This is a genomic window from Collinsella tanakaei (genome assembly GCF_016900375.1).
Classification (GTDB): domain Bacteria; phylum Actinomycetota; class Coriobacteriia; order Coriobacteriales; family Coriobacteriaceae; genus Collinsella.
Genome location: NZ_JACJKB010000002.1, coordinates 66,565 through 83,297, shown reverse-complemented (window position 1 = coordinate 83,297; position 16,733 = coordinate 66,565). Strand labels below are relative to the sequence as shown.

Genomic DNA, 16,733 nt, shown 5'->3' with positions numbered 1-16,733 from the left:
TCCCTTCTTGTCAGCCGAGGATGCGCTTGAGTTTGCGGCGCCAGGGGACGTACAGGGCGGCGAGGAACACGACGGTCGCCACACCGTGGGCGATGTCGAAGGGAAGCGACGCGGCGTAGACCGCAAGCAGGTTGAAGCCCAGACCCGTGTGAAGGAAGCCCAGTACGGACCAGGCGTTCAAGATCCATCCGTAGGCGACCGACGAGATGAAGCCATAAACCAGAAGCGCGATGCCTCCCAGGCGGCTGCGAAGGCCGCTGCCCTCGCTTCCAAACAGCCCCGTTTGCGCAAGCGCGCCGGCGCCGTAGCCCACGAGGCCCCAGGCGTACATCTGCCAGGGCGTCCAGGGGCCCTGCCCAAAGAAGAAGTTCGAGACCAGAGCCGCCAGCGCGCCGACCATGAAACCGCTGCGCCGCCCCAGGGCAACGCCTGCGATGATGGCGATGGCGCTTACCGGTTTGACGCTTGGGACGGCGGCGAACAGGATGCGGCCGGCGGCAGCAAGCGCCGCAAGCACCACGGTGGGCATGACCTCGCGCAGCCGAGCCCCGCCCTTTTCATACGAGGTGAAAAAGACCGCAAGCGCCGCGATGACCACGGCAAACGAGAGCAGGGCTGTTTGGGAGAACCCGGTGAGCCCCGCGGCGACGAGCGCGATGGGGACGGCTGTCAGCGCCAGCGCCTCCACGAGGAGGGATCCGCGGCGCTGCGGCTTGGGACAAACCGTGTCGGAACGGTCTGGTGCAGGCTGAACCGTCGGCGTCTCGGCGCCGTGCGACGGGCGCGAATCGTCCCCATCCAGCGTACCCGAGGCCTTCTCCCCGTCGCCCCGCTCGAGCAGCTCCCCATACAGGCGCGCACGGTCGTGCGGCCGGTAGAGCAGGCTGCGCTCGAAGAAGGTGCGCACCGGCTCCGTGCAGGCGACCTCCCCGTCGAAGAGCAGCGATACCTCATCGGCCACGGCAAACGCGACGTCGAGGTCGTGTGTCACGAGAACCACGGCACGTCCTTCATCCGCAAGGCTGCGCAGGATGTGGATGACCTCGGCAGTGCCGGCAGGGTCCAAACCCTTGGTCGGCTCGTCCAAAAAGAGCAGCTCGGGGTCGCAGAACAGCAGCTTTGCCAACGCAAGCTTCTGCTGCTGCCCGCCGGAGAGGTCAAGGGGGTGCTGCTCGTCGAGACCGGAAAGGCCAAGCCGCGCGGTCAAGCGGCGCACGTCGTCTGAGCGGTACCCGACGCGCGCCTGCCATTCGGACAGCTCCTCGGCAACGGTGTCGCACACCAGCAGGGTCTTGGGGTCCTGCGGCAGGTAAGCCTGGCGCGCAGCGCAGGCGTTATCCACGCGCCCACGCTGAGGACGCAAAATGCCGGCGAGCGCCTTGAGCAGCGTCGACTTGCCACATCCGTTGCCGCCCACGATCGCATGAACGCAGCCACGCTCGATGGCGATGTCCACGCCACGCAGCACCTCCGGTGCGCCCCGATCGTATCGAAGGTGCAGGTCGCGGGCGGCAACGGCGAGCAAATCCGCATCGGCCCGAGCGCTCCCATGACGCTGCTCCCAGGCGTTCCAACGCGGCGCAAGCTGTGCGGCAAGCTTCGTGCGCTCCGCGGCGGGAACGGGATCTCCAAGCTCAAGCGCCTGCGTGGCATAGGGTTCGGTCGCCTCGGGAAGATGGGTTGACATGATGACCGTGATGCCGAGCTCGCGGTTCACGCGTCCCAGCAGGAAAAGGAACTGGCGGCGTGCGTTGGGGTCGAGCTGCGCGGTCGGCTCGTCGAGCACGATGAGGCGCGGGCGCAGCGCAAGCACAGCGGCGAGGTTCACGAGCTGCTGCTGGCCGCCGGAAAGGGCGTCGGTTGAGGCATGCAGGATGGGCTCGATGCCAAAGAAATGAGCGACCTCCGCGATGCGGCGGCGCATCTCGGGCTGCGGCATGCCGATGCTCTCGAGTCCGAAGGCGAGTTCGTGCCAGACCGTGTCGCACACGATCTGAGCAGCAGGATCCTGCATGACGATGCCGATGTCGGTGGCGGAGCGGCGCGGGTCCATGGTGCCGGCCTGACCGCCGCCCACCGTGGGCTCGCAGCCCAGCACCTCGATGCTGCCACGGCGGATGCCTGCGGGCGCAAGCTCGGGCTTGAGGCAGCGCAGCAGCGTGGTCTTGCCGCAGCCGGTCGGTCCGGTGACGACGCAGAACGCACCCGGTGCCACGTCGAGCGAAATCTCGTCGAGCACAGGATCGCCCTCGCTACCGGGGTATGCGAAGGAGAAGTCGCGGATGCTCACGATGGGCGACGCGCCGCACCTGGTGGCCTGCTGCTGTTCGAAGACCCCTAGGCGCGCCATAGCCACCACTCCCGAAGGGCAAGCGCTGCCGGTAGCAGCATAAGCGCAGCGTATGGCAGGTATCCCCACCATGCCACGAGGCGCGGGAGGGCGGGGTAGAAGCTGTACTGCGAGCAGGCGAGAGCGGCAAGCGGGATGTTCACCGCCGCGAGCACGATGACGATCGCGAGCGCGATCGCATCGGCGCGCCGCATACGGCAGCGCCGGTAGGTCGTTCGGGTTGCGCCACAGGCGTACCCACGGGCGCGCATGGAGTCCGCTCGGACAAGGCTGTCCTCGAGGCCCCAACCCATAAGGACCGAAACCGTGCGCAGGCTGCCCGCGGTGTGCTCGCGCGCTCCCCGCGGAGCCGCGGCGGGCGTGGCGGCAAGCGCTGCGGCCACCGTGCGGCCGCGCCGTGCAAACTGCGGAACCAGCCGCATGACCTGCGAGATCATCAGGGAAACAGTGGGCATCGCGCGTCCCAGCAGCTCCATGGTGGCGGCGCTGTCCATGCAGGCGGCGTAGCTCGCCATCCACAGGAACACGGCTGCGAACATGATGCCGGAGCACAGCCCGTACAGCAGGGCCTCCAGGGTGAAGGCGCGGGATCCCAGCGTGAACAGCGTCGTGGCCCCTTCGCTGATGAACAGCATGTTCGCGACGGTGACCACCAGAACGAGAACCGCCAGCCACGCCATGCGGCGCAGGCTTTCCGCGCCCCGCACGCACGCGGCGCATACGAGCGCTCCCGCAAGCGAAAAGCCCGCATACACCGGTTGCATGGCAGCCATGGCGAACCCGGCCGCGCACGCCAGGTAGGTGAGGGCGACGGCGGGGTGGTAGGCGGAAAACGGGTTGTGCTGCGAGCGGTTCATACTGCGATCCGATGTGAGACGGCGGTAAAAAGAAGGCGGGCGCCGCGTGCGGGCCCGCCTGCGTGCGATGTGTATCCGCTAGACCAGGTAGGTCCAGGTGAGGACGTCGCCGTCGGCCACGGTCGCCACGTCGGCGGATTCCATGACCATCTCGCCGTTGAGGTCGTAGCCCCAGCCGCTCGCGTCGCCGGCGTCGCCGGTGGCAAGGCCGCCGATGGCGTTCACGAACGCGCCGTACTCGGAATCCTGCACGTCGAGCTCAAGGCCGGTGGCCTCGATGGCGTCCAGAACGGTGGCACCCTCGGCAAGCTCCACGGTGCCGTCGTAGCTCACGCTGCCATCGGCCGCGCTGGAGTCGACGACCACCTGGACGGCGATCTGCTGGTCATCGGACGCCGCGGCACCCGTGGTGGCGGACCCGGCAGGGGCGGCAGCGGCGACGGAGCCGGCCGCAGAGCCGGTGTCGGTGGTCTCGACGGTCTGCGTGCAGCCGCCGAGCGCGCCCACGATAAGGGCGAGCGTCAGGCCGACGGTCGCAAGCGCGCGACGCGACGAGCGGGAGGGCAGAAGCTGGGCGATTCGGTTGAGCATGGGTATGCCTTTCTCTCCAGGGCCTTGTTCGATGGAGAGGCGATCCGGCTCGTCCCCGTTGCCGCGTGCGCCCGCCCGATCTGCGGGAGCGTGCTCGCGGTCCTGGACTCACGGTTGCTGGTACAGCCGGGGTATCGCACCCCGTTCCCCTGGCGTCGGCTCGGCCGCCGCCGTGCGTCTCCGCACCATCCATCTGGCCATATATCAATGCATCGCCGATTGTAGCATGCGACGGAAAGCGACAGGATGGTGCCAGGTTCATTCTTGTCGCTTCGCTTAAAACCCCTGTTCCGATTTCGCCCTTTGCCGCACTGCAGTGCACCGTCTGTCGAAAGGCCGTTATGTCCACCCGCCTGCCGGGGTAGGCTCGATGCATACGGCTGTTATGCGGAAGGGGAGCGAGGTCATCGCCCGCGCGCAAGCCCCTGCGACTCGGGGCGGCACGGTCCGCGCGAAGCACGCGACGCCCCGCTTCCACCTCCGTATGAACCCGGCGGCACGTGCCGCAGAAAGGATGGTCATCATGGGTGCACCGAAAACCGGCAATGTGAGGAACGTCGTCTTGGTTGGCCAGGGAGGAGTAGGAAAGACCTCCCTGGCAGAATCGATGCTGCATCTTTCAGGCAAGACCACCCGCTTGGGCGGTCACGCGGGGACGAAGCCCACGCTCGATTACGACTCCGAGGAGGTCAAGCGCGGCGTCTCCATCTCGACCTCCGTCGCGCCGATCGACTGGAAGGGCACCCGCATCAACGTGCTTGACGCCCCCTGCTACCCCGACTTCATCGGCGACGCGTACGCGGCCATGGCCGTCAGCGAGACGGCGCTCTTCGTGGTCGACGCTTCTGAGGGCCCGCAGCCCACGACCGTGAAGCTGTGGTACGCGGCCGAGGACCTGCGCCTTGCCCGTGCCGTCTTCATCAATCGCATCGACAAGGACACCGCCGATTACGACACCTGCATGGAGCAGCTGCGCGAGCGCTTCGGCATGCGTCTGGGCGCCGTGACCCTGCCGTGGGGCACCGGTGAGGCCTTCGAGGGCGTCATTGACGTCGTGCGCATGAAGGCGCGCCACTGCGAGGGCACCACGCAGACCGAGTACGACATCCCCGATGAGTACAAGGCAGCCGCCGAGGCCGCCCGCGAGCAGCTCTGCGAGGCTGTGGCCGAGGCCGACGACGAGCTCATGATGAAGTACCTCGAGGGCGAGCCGCTCACCCAGGAAGAGGTCGAGGGCCTGCTGTCCAAGGCCATCGCCGAGCGCCTGTTCGTCCCCGTGTTCGTCGGCTCCTGCACCAAGGAGCTCGGCATCCACTCCGTCATGGACGACATCGCCACCTACTTCCCCAAGCCCACCGACTACGGCGAGATGCCCCTCATGGACGGCGATACGCTCAAGATCTCCGCTGAGGACGATCGTCCCGTCGCCTTCGTCTTCAAGACCCTGAACGACGCCCAGCAGGGCCGCATCTCCTTCCTCAAGGTCCTGACCGGCACGCTCACCCCCGGCATCGAGCTCGTGAATGCCCGCACCCGCAAGAGCGAGCGCCTCGCGCACCTGTACGTCATGTGCGGCCGCGACATGACCGACGTCGGTATGGCCGAGGCCGGCGACATCATCGTCACCACCAAGATCTCCGCCGACACGGGCGACACCCTGTCCGTCTCCGGCAAGGTCGAGGCCGCGGCGTTCAAGTTCCCCAACAGCCAGTACCGCATCGCCATCGAGGCCGTAAACCGCAGCGAGGAGGACAAGCTCTTCACGTTCATCGACAAGGCGTGCGAGGCCGACCCGACCATGAAGATCGAGCGCGACGAGGAGACCGGCCAGACCATCATCTCCGCCGTGGGCGAGGCCCAGGTGTCCGTGCTGCTCAACCGCCTGGAGGAGCGCACGAAGGTCGAGGCGCACATCGTGCCCATCCGCATCCCGTATCGCGAGACGATCCGCCGCGTGGCGAGCGCCCAGGGCCGCCACAAGAAGCAGACCGGTGGCGCCGGCCAGTTCGGCGATTGCTACCTGCGCGTCGAGCCGCTGACCGACGGCGACTACGAGTTTGTCGATGAGGTCGTAGGCGGCCGCATCCCGCGTGCCCTCATCCCCGCCGTGGACAAGGGCGTCCAGGAGACCATGAAGGAAGGCGTCATCGCCGGCTACCCGCTCACGGGCATCCGCGTCGCCTGCTACGACGGTTCTTATCACCCGGTCGACTCCAACGAGATGGCCTTCCGCGCCGCCGCGCGCATCGCGCTCAAGAAGGCTTGCTCCGAGGCCGATCCCGTGGTGCTCGAGCCCATGGAGAACATCACCGTCACCATCCCTGAGAGCTACGCCGGCGCCGTGATGGGGGACGTGTCCGCCAGCCGCGGCCGCGTGACCGGCATGGACACCGATGATCGCGGCAACACCGTGGTCACCGCCACCGTGCCCTACGCCGAGCTCGTGGACTACGCCACCCGCCTGCGCTCCCTCACTCGCGGCACGGGCGACTTCACCATGGAGCCCGCCGGCTACGAGCAGGTTCCCTACGACGTGCAGAAGCATCTCGTGGAGTTCTACGAGGAGAGCCGCGCTCAGGGTAGGTAACAGCCATTCGACGGAGCGACGACAGTCGATTCGCAGCGCCCGGTCTCGTCATCACGGCGGGGCCGGGCGCTTTTTGCCGTCCGATCAGCGAGCCGGAAAGTTATGAAGCCCGTTTTCAGCGTTTCTTTCACCATCAGCCGAGTATACGGTGCGTGACGGTTTGTGCCCAAGCTTCTGAGCTGGGGTTTTGATGAGCGCATAGTCGGAGATTCACGACTCTACGCGGCGGAGCGCAAAAGAAACGCTGAAAACGGGCTTCATAACTTTTCAGTACCTGCATCAGGCGCCGCTTGAGGGTCGAAAAACAACCTATCTATCATATTGGAATATGTGTGGTAGCGGTGAAGGCGAGTTTACCGGCCGCTCGCGCGGGCATCAGGTACCTTGAGTAACCCCAGGTCGCGATTAGTATCCAGTAAATGTAAGGGGAATAAGTCCATATTCGTGTTATTATCCAAATTGTCTGGGCATAAGCAATTTACAAGTATTGTTTTCGCAGGTAGATAAGGTTAAAAATGACCGATCTCAAACATGGTGCAAAATACGACGCCAAGATGCGCAAGCGTGCGGCAAAGATCCTGTCGACGGGTGTGGGTCATCGCGCCCTCGCAGTCGAGCTCGGCATTCCCGAGGCCACGGCGCGTCAGTGGGCGCGCTCGTACGCAGTGGGTGGGCAGGCCGCCATCATGAACGCCGGCGCGTCCCATAGGGTCTACCCCTACGAGCTCAAGCTGTCGGTCGTGCACGACCGTCTGGAAAACGGCATGTCGGTGCGTGAGGTCATGATCAAGCATGGCGTCCCGAGCGAGTCCTCGGTCAAGACCTGGTGCCGCCAGTATCGCGAGGGCGGTCCCGAGGCGCTTGTGAGCAAGCCGCGCGGCCGCAAGCCCAAGACGCCGCGTTCGTAGCGCACGCTCTTATATAGGCACGTCGAGGGGCGCCGCAGCGGAGTTTTCCGCCGCGGCGCCCCTTTCGTGAGCGCGGCCCTTGCCCGGCGTTGCCGGAAAAGCCAAAGCGGTGCGCAACCCGTGAATAGGGTACTCAAAGTGTCTCATATTGAGACTCAATCCTGTTGACGTGCTATGATTGAGCCGATTTTTGAGGCGCCGCGCCAAACGGGCGACGGCGGTACGCGGCAGAAAGGACTCCGCATGCTCAACGCAATCGAGATTTCCCCCAAGGTCTGGTGGGTCGGCGGCATCGACTGGAACGAGCGCTCGTTCCACGGCTATACCACCGAGAAGGGCATCACCTACAACGCCTACCTCATCATGGACGAGAAGATCACCCTCATCGACACCGCGAAGGCGACGTTCACCGATGAGTTCCTGCAGCGCATCTCGCAGGTCGTCGATCCCTCCAAGATCGACATCGTGATCACCAACCATGTCGAGATGGATCACTCCGGTTCGCTGCCGGCCATCCACAAGGTGGCCCCGAACGCCACGATCTACGCGTCGGCCGGCGCCGGCGTCAACGAGGTCCGCGCCCACTTCGGCATCGAGGCCACGCCCGTGAAGTCCGGCGAGACCCTGAACATCGGCGAGCGCACGCTCACCTTCGTGACCACGCCGATGGTCCACTGGCCCGACAACATGGTCACCTACTCCGACGTCGACAAGATCCTGTTCTCCAACGACGCCTTCGGTCAGCACTTCGCCTCGACCAAGCGCTTCGACGACGAGAACGACCTGTGCGAGGTCTACAAGCAGGCCAAGAAGTACTACGCCAACATCGTGTGGCCCTATGGCATGCAGGCCCACAAGGCGCTCGACGTGGTGAAGACCCTCGACCTCAACATGATCTGCCCGAGCCACGGCGTGATCTGGCGCTCAAACATCGACACGATCCTGGAGAAGTACGAGGCTTGGACCACCTACCAGATGCAGGACAAGGCCGTCGTGGTGTTCGACTCCATGTGGCACTCCACCGAGGCTATGGCGCGCGAGATCACCGACGCCTTCATCAAGGAGGGCATCCCGGCCGAGCTCATCGACGTGAAGCACACCCACATCTCCGACATCATCCTCGAGATGTGCGACGCCAAGTACGTCGCCGTGGGTTCGCCGACGCTCAACTCCAACATGATGCCGACCGTGGCGGGCTTCCTCACCTACATGCGCGGCCTGTCGCCGAATAACTCCATGCGCATCGGCCTGGCCTTCGGCTCCTACGGCTGGGCACCGCTCGGTCCCAAGCAGGTGTACGCCGAGCTTGAGAACGCGAAGTTCCAGCTGCCAGTGCCCGTGGTGGCGCAGCAGTGGATTCCGTCTGCGGAGAACCTGGCGGAGCTGCAGGAGACTGTGTGCAAGATGATCGAGGCTGCTGAGTAAGCGGGTAACGGTACTGAACGGGCCCGCCCCGGGTTTCCCCACGCGCGCGTCCTCGCCCTAGGGCTGCGGGATTGCGCGCGAGGGGAAACCCGGGGCGGGCCCTCGCTTCGCGCCTCCCTGCGTGGGGCGGGGAGGAATATGGTGCGCCGGGCGGGGCCCGGCGCTTTTTATATATCGCCCCTGCTCGGGATCAGGCGAAAGCGCAAAGCGCTTTCGCCTGATCCCGAGCAGGGGCGATTGTTTTTGTGGGCTTGAGTATTCACGGGCGGCTGAGGGGGTTGCCTATTTATGCAGCAGATTGGATTACCCGCCGACAAGATGTGGCGGGGGTGTGCGTTTCGTGCTAGTTTAGTTGGGATTATAAAAGCTTCATGTTAAGAGGGGGGCCTATGGCTTTACTGGGCTTTTTGATCGCGTTTCCCCTGGTCGTTGCCATCGCGTTGATGGTGCTTCGCAACGACAGCGCGCGCGATCCTCTGGTAATCGGCTCTGCCGTGGTCATTGCGGTCTCGAGCGTTCTGTGCGCCGTTTCCTATATGGGCAACCCGACGACATTCGGCATGTCGCCCGAGATGTCGCTCATGGGCAACTACGCTGCCGTCGCGGTCGACCTGTTCCTGTGCGGCCTGGTGTTCGTGCTGGCCATCAGCTATCGCAACACCATCATGCTCGTGATGTCGTTCGTGCAGCTGCTCATCTCCATCTGGTGCGGCTCGTTCGCGATCCATCCCGAGGACGCCATGGCCGAGCCCATGTATATCGACAACCTGTCGGTCATCATGGTGCTCATCGTCGGTCTCGTGGGTAGCGCCATCTGCATCTACGCGCTGGGCTACATGAAGGACTTCCAGCACCACGAGAACGAGGCCGCGGCCAAGAAGGGCACCACGGCGCCCGACCGTCGCCATCAGTTCATCGCCCTCATGTTCCTGTTCCTCTCCGCGATGTTCATCATCGTGACCTCGGATAACATGGACTGGCTCGTGGCCGGCTGGGAGATCACCACCGTGTGCTCGTTCCTCATGATCGGCTACACCCGCACGCCCGAGGCCAAGAAGAGCGCCATCCTGCAGATCAACCTCAACATGATCGGCGGCCTTGCGTTCCATATCGCGCTCGTCTTCATGCACGTCGTGGGCATCCCGCTGTCCATCAACGGCATGGTCGACGTCGCCGGCGGCGAGCAGGCTGCTTTCATGACCCTGCCCCTCATGCTGCTTTCCATCGCCGGCCTCACCAAGGCTGCGCAGATGCCGTTCCACAAGTGGCTGCTCGGCGCCATGGTCGCCCCGACCCCCACGTCCGCTCTGCTGCACTCCTCGACGATGGTCAAGGCCGGCGTCTTCCTGCTCGTGAAGATGGCCCCGCTCTATCTTGAGTACCCGGTCGCCTCCGCCATGGTCGTCGGCATCGGCGGCATCACCTTCGTGCTCTGCAGCTTCCTTGCCATCAGTCAGAGCAACGCCAAGCGCGTGCTCGCGTACTCGACGATCGCCAACCTCGGCCTGATCTCCGCCTGCGCGGGCGTCGGTACGTCCGAGGCCGTGTGGGCTGCGGTCTTCCTGATCATCTTCCACACGGTGTCCAAGTCGGTGCTGTTCCTGTGCGTCGGTACCGTCGAGCACCGCATCGGCAGCCGCAACATCGAGGACATGGACGGCCTCTTCAGCCGCCTGCCCCACCTCACCCGCTTCATGATGCTCGGCATCATGGGCATGTTCGTGGCCCCGTTCGGCATGCTGATCTCCAAGTGGGCGACGCTCGTGTCGTTCGCCGAGACGGGTAACGTCATCTTCCTGATCCTTCTGGCCTTCGGCTCGGCCGCCACGTTCTTCTTCTGGGCCAAGTGGCTCGGCAAGCTCGCCGGCGTGTCGCAGAAGGCCGAGAACGTCGAGGGCGGCGTGCACAGGACGGAGTGGATGGCCATCGGCTTCATCTCCGCGCTGCTCGTCATGTGCTGCGTGCTGCTCCCGGTCATCTCCCAGTTCGTGATCGGGCCCTACCTCGAGTTCACCTACCACAAGGTCCCGCGCCTTATCGACGTCGACAACATGATCATCATGGTCGCCATCGTCGTGTTCATCGCCATCGTGCTGCTGACCCCCTGGGGCCGCTCCTCCAAGGCGCGCCAGCACGTGTACCTGTCCGGCGTCTGCATCGACGCCGACTCGCGTACCTACCAGGGCTCGATGGGCCGCACCATGCGCTCTACCAAGCGCAACTGGTACCTTAACGACATCTTCCCCGAGGGCACCCTCACCAACGTCGGCCTGATCGTGTGCACCTCGGTCATCCTCATGGCCTTCGCCGCCTGCTTCATCTTCAACCCCGAGCTTCTCGCCGGCGGCGCGTTCTTCGTCGAGCGCGAGGTCCTGCTCGTCGGCCCGAACCTGCTCGGCATCGGCGTGGGTGTCGTGGTCTTCGCCATCGTCGCGCCCATCGTCGGCTGCCTGCTCGACGGCCTCGACCGCAAGGTGAGCGCGCACATGCAGGGCCGCGTGGGTCCGAAGATCCTGCAGCCGTACTACGACGTGCGCAAGCTGCTTTCCAAGCAGCAGACGAGCGTCAACGCCATCGACGAGGCCTATATCACCTGCGCGCTGATCTTCGCCATCCTCGCCGGCGGCATGTTCATCTCCGGCTCCAACCTGCTGATGTGCGTCTTCCTGGTCACGCTGGCCACGCTGTTCGTGATCATCGCGGCCTACTCGTCGCGCTCGCCGTTCGCCGACGCCGGCGCCGACCGCGAGTGCCTGCAGGTCATGTCCTACGAGCCCATGCTCATGATCATGACGGTCGGCTTCTTCACGGCTACGCAGAGCTTCGACGTGGCGCGTCTGTTCGAGGTCGAGCAGCCGATCATCGTCACGCTCGGCCCGATCTTCCTCGGCCTGCTGTTCATCCTGACCATCAAGCTGCGCAAGTCGCCGTTCGACCTGTCGTACAGCCACCACGCGCACCAGGAACTCCTCAAGGGCATCACGACCGAGATGACCGGCCGCACGCTCGCCAAGATCGAGATCATGCACTGGTGCGAGAGCGTGCTGTTCCTCATGTGGGTAGGCATGTTCTTCATCTGGGATTCGCCGATCTCCATCGCCATCGCCGTGGCCGTCGTGGCCGTCACGTGGTTCCTCGAGGTGGCCATCGACAACAACTTCGCGCGCATGAAGTGGCAGGCCTGCCTCAAGCTGGCGTGGCTCGTCGCGCTCGTGATGGGCGTCGTCAACCTGTTCTACGTGCTCATCACCCCGTTTATCTAAGGAGCGAGTGTCATGGGATATAACTCTAAATCGCCGTGGCTCATCCATTACGACGGATCGAGCTGCAACGGCTGCGACATCGAGGTGCTCGACTCCCTCATGCCGCTGTACGACATCGAGCGCTTCGGCATCATCAACACGGGCAACCCCAAGCATGCCGACATCTTCCTGGTGACGGGTTCCATCAACGCGCAGAACATCCGCGTCGTCCGCCACATCTACAGCCAGATGCTCGAGCCCAAGGTCGTCGTGGCCTGCGGCATCTGCGCCTGCACGGGCGGCGTGTTCCGTGACTGCTACAACGTGATCGGCGGCGTGGACAAGGCCATCCCGGTCGACGTGTACGCCCCCGGCTGCGCCGTGCGCCCCGAGACCATCATCGAGGCCGTGCTCAAGGGTGTCGAGATCCTCGACGAGAAGGCGCGCCGCTTGGCCGCCGGCGAGGTGCTCCAGGAGCCCGAGGACCTGCTTGACGACGAGGCCGTGAACGCCCGCCTCAAGGCCATGAAGGCGAGGGAGGACTAGATGTACACCACTGAATTCGTCGACGTGCCGCTGGGCGAGCTGCTCACGCGCGTCCAGACGCTCAAGCACCAGGGCATGCGCTTCATCCAGCTGTGCGCGGAGTTCCCCGAGCGCGGCATCGGCCTGCTGTACACCTTCTACGACGAGACCTGCGACAACGCGCTCAACCTGTGCGTGGAGGTGCCCGAGGGCGCCGAGGTGCCGTCGATCCAGGGCCTGTACTTCGCGGCGTTCTCCTACGAGAACGAGGCGCACGACCTGTTCGACGTGAACTTCGTCAACATGAAGCTCGACTTCGGCGGGCATTTCTTCAACCTGGCCGAGACCGCGCCCATGACGGTCATCTCGCCGGAGATGAAGGCCGAGCGCGAGAAGGCCGCCAAGCTGCGCGCCGCCAAGGCCGCGAAGGAGGCCAAGGCCGCCCGCGAGGCCGCCGAGGCCAAGAGCGCCGACCGCGCGCTCACCGAGGACCGCGCTTCCGCCGATGCCGCCGCCGTTGCCGCGGTGGACGCGATGGCGCCCAAGCCGGCCAAGCCCACGGCCGAGGAGCGCGCCGCCCAGATGGAGGCGAAGCTCGCCGCCATGGACCCCGAGAAGGCCGCCAAAGTGCGCGCCGCGCTGGAGGCCAAGGCCAAGAAGGACGCCGCAGCCGCAGCTGCTGCTGGCAAGGCCGCGACCGCAAAGGATGGTGAGTAGGCATGGCGACTCGTACCGTTATCCCGTTCGGCCCGCAGCACCCCGTGCTGCCCGAGCCGGTTCATCTCGACCTCGTCGTCGAGGACGAGCACGTGATCGAGGCCATCCCGCAGATCGGCTTCGTGCATCGCGGCCTGGAGAAGCTCGTCCAGAAGCGCGATTACAACCAGTTCGTTTACGTCGCGGAGCGCGTCTGCGGCATCTGCAGCTTCGGCCACGGCTACGGCTACGCCGCCGCCACCGAGAAGCTGCTGGGCATCGAGGTCCCGCGCCGCGTCGACTACCTGCGCGCTATCCTGGAGGAGCTCTCCCGCATCCATTCGCACCTGCTGTGGCTGGGCCTTCTCGCCGACGGCTTCGGCTTCGAGAGCCTGTTCAACCACTGCTGGCGCCTGCGCGAGACCATCCTCGACATCTTCCAGAAGACCTGTGGCGGCCGCATCATCCTGTCCATCTGCATCGTGGGCGGCATGGCCCACGACATCGATGACAGCATGCTGCGCGACGTGTGCCAGCAGCTCGACGAGCTGAAGCGCGACTACAAGGTCATCGTCGACACCATGCTGAACGACAACTCGGTGAAAAACCGCCTGTGCGGCGTGGGCTACATCTCGTTCGAGGACGCCCTTGAGCTCTCGATGGTCGGCCCGTTCGCCAAGGGTTCCGGCATCGAGCACGACATGCGCACGACCGGCTTCGGCGCCTATGGCGACCTCGAGCACTTCCAGCCCATCATCGCCACCGAGGGCGACTGCTACGCCCGCTGCAAGGTGCGCTGCGAGGAGGTCTACCAGGCCATCGACATCATCAAGGAGCTCGTTGCCAAGATTCCGCACGACGGCATCGGCGGCAAGCCCGGCCCGAAGGTCCTGCCGCCCGAGAACAGCCGCGCCCACGTGCTCATCGAGCAGCCGCGCGGCGAGGCGTTCTACTACGTGAGCGGCAACGGCACCAAGTACCTGGACCGCTTCCGCCTGCGCACGCCGACCTCGCAGAACCTGGCGGGCATGGTGCGCGCGCTGCAGGGCGTCGATTTGGCCGACGTGCCCATGATCATCCTGACGATCGACCCGTGCATCAGCTGCACAGAAAGGTAGGCGACGCATGGGAACGTTCAAACTGGCAAAGCTGACGCTGGGCTCGCTGTTCAAGAAGCCTGCGACCGTGCGCTACCCGTATGAGAAGCGCGACATCCCGACGCTGTTCCCCGACATGCGCGGACACGTGGTGAACGATGTCGAGAACTGCATCATGTGCGGCATGTGCGCCCGCGTGTGCCCGGCTGATGCCCTGACGGTCGACCGCAAGGCCGGCAACTGGACTATCGACCCGTATCGCTGCATCCAGTGCTCGTCGTGCGTGCACGAGTGCCCCAAGAAGTGCCTGAGCATGGATGTGTACAACACCGAGCCGACGACGCGGCTCACGACGGTGACGATGCACAAGGACATGCCGGCGAAGCCCACCAAGCCCGTCGCCGGTGCCGCTGGTGCGGCCGGTGCGGCCGCGAAGCCCAAGCGCGAGCTCACGCCCGAGCAGCAGGCGCGCGTCGAGGCGGCCCGCAAGGCCGCTGCCGCAAAGAAGGCCGCCAAGGCCGCAGAGTAGTCCCTGCAAGTTTGGGGACAGGTCCCAAACTTTCACCCAATGCCCTGCGCACAGTGCGCGGGGCCTTTTTATATACGTATTAATTGTTCCGTGTGCAAGTTTGGGACCTGTCCCCAAACTTGCAGGTACACTGATGGGGACCATCATCGGTTGCAACCCGAGGAGATACATCATGGCAGGCGCCACGCAACAGACCTATCCGCTATCCCGTGCAGTCGAGCTGCTCGCCACGCACGACGTGCTCGTGAGCGCCCCCGACGGCATCGGCGACCTTACGATCGCCTTCGCCACCGACGACTCGCGCGCCGCTTGTCCGCAGACGCTCTTCGTGTGCAAGGGCGCCGCCTTCAAGCGCGATTACCTGCTGGGCGCCATCGAGGCTGGTGCCGTGGCCTACGTGTCGGAGACCGACTACGAGGTGGATGTTCCCTGCATCCTCGTGAGCGACATCCGTCTTACCCTCGGTCTTTTGGCCGACCTTGCCTACGACCATCCGTCGGGCAGGCTGCAGGTCTGCGCGTTCACGGGCACCAAGGGCAAGACCACCTGCGCCTACTACCTCAAAAGCGTGCTGGATGAATGCGAGCGTGCGGCGGGTGGCCAGCCGGCGGGACTGTTCTCGAGCATCGAGTTCGACGATGGCGTGGACAGCGGCATCTCCAAGCTGACGACCCCCGAGTCGTTCCAGCTGCAGCGCCAGCTCGCCAACGCGGCCGACTCCGGCAAGCGCTACGTGGTCATGGAGGCGTCGAGCCAGGCGCTCAAGTACCAGCGCACCGCCTGTATCGGGTTCTCGGTCGGCGCGTTCATCAACATCGGCGAGGATCACATCTCGCCCATCGAGCACCCCACGTTCGAGGATTACTTCGCCAGCAAGCTCAAGCTGTTCTCCCAGTGCCGCACCGCCGTGGTCAACCTCGAGATGGACCACGTCGATCGCGTGCTCGATGCTGCGTCGACCTGCGAGCGCGTCATCACCTACGCCGTGGCCGATGAGCGCGCCGACGTCTGCGCCACGGCGCTCGCGCACACCGATCGCGGCGTGGTGGCCACCGTGCGCACGCCGCGCTTCACGCGCGACATCCTCATCGCCACCCCCGTCAAGTTCAACGTGTCCAACGCCCTGGGCGTCATCGCGTGCGCGGAGGCGCTCGGCATCGACGAGGAGGCCATCGTGCACGGCTTCGAGCGCCTGCGCGTGCCCGGCCGCATGGAGCTCTACCCGAGCGCATCCGGCGCGATCGTGGGCGTGGTCGATTACGCCCACAACGGCATGAGCCTGCAGACCATGCTCTGCGACCTGCGCGAGAACTATCCCGACCGTGAGCTGGCTGTCGTGTTCGGCGCCACGGGTGGCAAGGGAGTGGACCGCCGCGAGACCATGGGCGAGGCTGCCGGCAAGTACGCCGACCGCATCGTTATCACTGAGGATGACCCGGGCCCCGAGGACCCTGCGGATATCTGTCGCGCCATCGCGGACGCCGTCGAGGCGCAGGGCAACCACAACTGGCAGATCGTGCTGGACCGCCCCGAGGCCATCCGCACCTGCGTGCGCGAGACGACGCGTCCGGCGGTGGTGATCGTGTCGGGCAAGGGCCACGAAACCCGCCAGCTGCGCGCGGACGGCCCAGAGCCCTGCGAGGCCGACGGCGTACTGCTCGAGCGCGCCCTGAAAGTTTGGGGACAGACCCCAAACTTTCATTAGTCCGTTGCCCCGCCTGCGGACGGGGATAGCGCTCTCTGACCTCGAAGCGTGAAAGTTTGGGGTCTGTCCCCAAACTTTCATTCAAGCCCGGTTCTGGTTCCGACCACCAGGACCGGGCGTTTTTATCTTGAGCCGGCAACGGCAAATCCAGACCCGTCACCGGTTCCAATGCACCCGCTTTCGCTCTCAGCTCTATCACCTCATGGGTTTTGCTTTACGCT

Annotated in this window: 12 protein-coding genes; 9 read left to right on the top strand and 3 right to left on the bottom strand. The window is 65.0% G+C overall.

Features of this window, described 5'->3' with window-relative positions; translation table 11 throughout:
- Positions 1-10: 10 nt before the first annotated feature.
- From H6A16_RS10705 to H6A16_RS01670, 3 genes are all read right to left on the bottom strand, one after another.
- A complete protein-coding gene (locus H6A16_RS10705; protein WP_239458128.1) occupies positions 11-2,350 on the bottom strand; it encodes an ATP-binding cassette domain-containing protein in 2,340 nt (779 codons plus the stop codon).
- Entirely contained in the window at positions 2,338-3,207 is an 870-nt protein-coding gene (locus H6A16_RS01675; RefSeq protein WP_204615581.1) for an energy-coupling factor transporter transmembrane component T, read from the bottom strand. Before H6A16_RS01675 ends, H6A16_RS10705 begins: the two co-directional genes overlap by 13 nt.
- A gap of 78 nt (positions 3,208-3,285) precedes the next feature.
- Entirely contained in the window at positions 3,286-3,798 is a 513-nt protein-coding gene (locus H6A16_RS01670; RefSeq protein ID WP_204615574.1) for a DUF4430 domain-containing protein, read from the bottom strand.
- 523 nt (positions 3,799-4,321) lie between these two features.
- On the opposite strand from H6A16_RS01670, the gene H6A16_RS01665 reads away from it, so the two are divergent.
- The 9 genes from H6A16_RS01665 to H6A16_RS01625 all read left to right on the top strand — a co-directional run bounded on the left by H6A16_RS01665 (position 4,322) and on the right by H6A16_RS01625 (position 16,512).
- Complete coding sequence (locus H6A16_RS01665) at positions 4,322-6,385, top strand: elongation factor G (protein WP_204615572.1); 2,064 nt, start codon at positions 4,322-4,324, stop codon at positions 6,383-6,385.
- A gap of 515 nt (positions 6,386-6,900) precedes the next feature.
- Positions 6,901-7,293 carry a helix-turn-helix domain-containing protein gene (locus H6A16_RS01660; RefSeq protein WP_204615570.1) on the top strand — a complete coding sequence of 131 codons (393 nt, stop codon included), beginning with the start codon at positions 6,901-6,903 and terminating at the stop codon, positions 7,291-7,293.
- A 243-nt stretch (positions 7,294-7,536) separates the two neighbouring features.
- Complete coding sequence (locus H6A16_RS01655; RefSeq protein ID WP_204615568.1) at positions 7,537-8,718, top strand: FprA family A-type flavoprotein; 1,182 nt, start codon at positions 7,537-7,539, stop codon at positions 8,716-8,718.
- 389 nt (positions 8,719-9,107) lie between these two features.
- Positions 9,108-11,981 (top strand): proton-conducting transporter membrane subunit, encoded by a 2,874-nt coding sequence (locus H6A16_RS01650; RefSeq protein ID WP_204615566.1) that lies wholly within the window; start codon positions 9,108-9,110, stop codon positions 11,979-11,981.
- A 12-nt stretch (positions 11,982-11,993) separates the two neighbouring features.
- The gene (locus H6A16_RS01645; protein ID WP_239458127.1) at positions 11,994-12,506 is read left to right on the top strand and encodes an NADH-quinone oxidoreductase subunit B family protein; all 513 of its coding nucleotides are present in this window, start codon (positions 11,994-11,996) and stop codon (positions 12,504-12,506) included.
- Entirely contained in the window at positions 12,507-13,202 is a 696-nt protein-coding gene (locus tag H6A16_RS01640; RefSeq protein ID WP_204615564.1) for an NADH-quinone oxidoreductase subunit C, read from the top strand.
- A 2-nt stretch (positions 13,203-13,204) separates the two neighbouring features.
- Positions 13,205-14,299 (top strand): nickel-dependent hydrogenase large subunit, encoded by a 1,095-nt coding sequence (locus H6A16_RS01635; protein WP_204615562.1) that lies wholly within the window; start codon positions 13,205-13,207, stop codon positions 14,297-14,299.
- 7 nt (positions 14,300-14,306) lie between these two features.
- The gene (locus H6A16_RS01630; RefSeq protein ID WP_204615560.1) at positions 14,307-14,807 is read left to right on the top strand and encodes a 4Fe-4S binding protein; all 501 of its coding nucleotides are present in this window, start codon (positions 14,307-14,309) and stop codon (positions 14,805-14,807) included.
- A gap of 172 nt (positions 14,808-14,979) precedes the next feature.
- Positions 14,980-16,512, top strand: a complete 1,533-nt coding sequence (locus H6A16_RS01625; RefSeq protein ID WP_204615558.1) for a Mur ligase family protein — start codon at positions 14,980-14,982, stop codon at positions 16,510-16,512.
- The last annotated feature ends 221 nt before the right edge of the window (positions 16,513-16,733 follow it).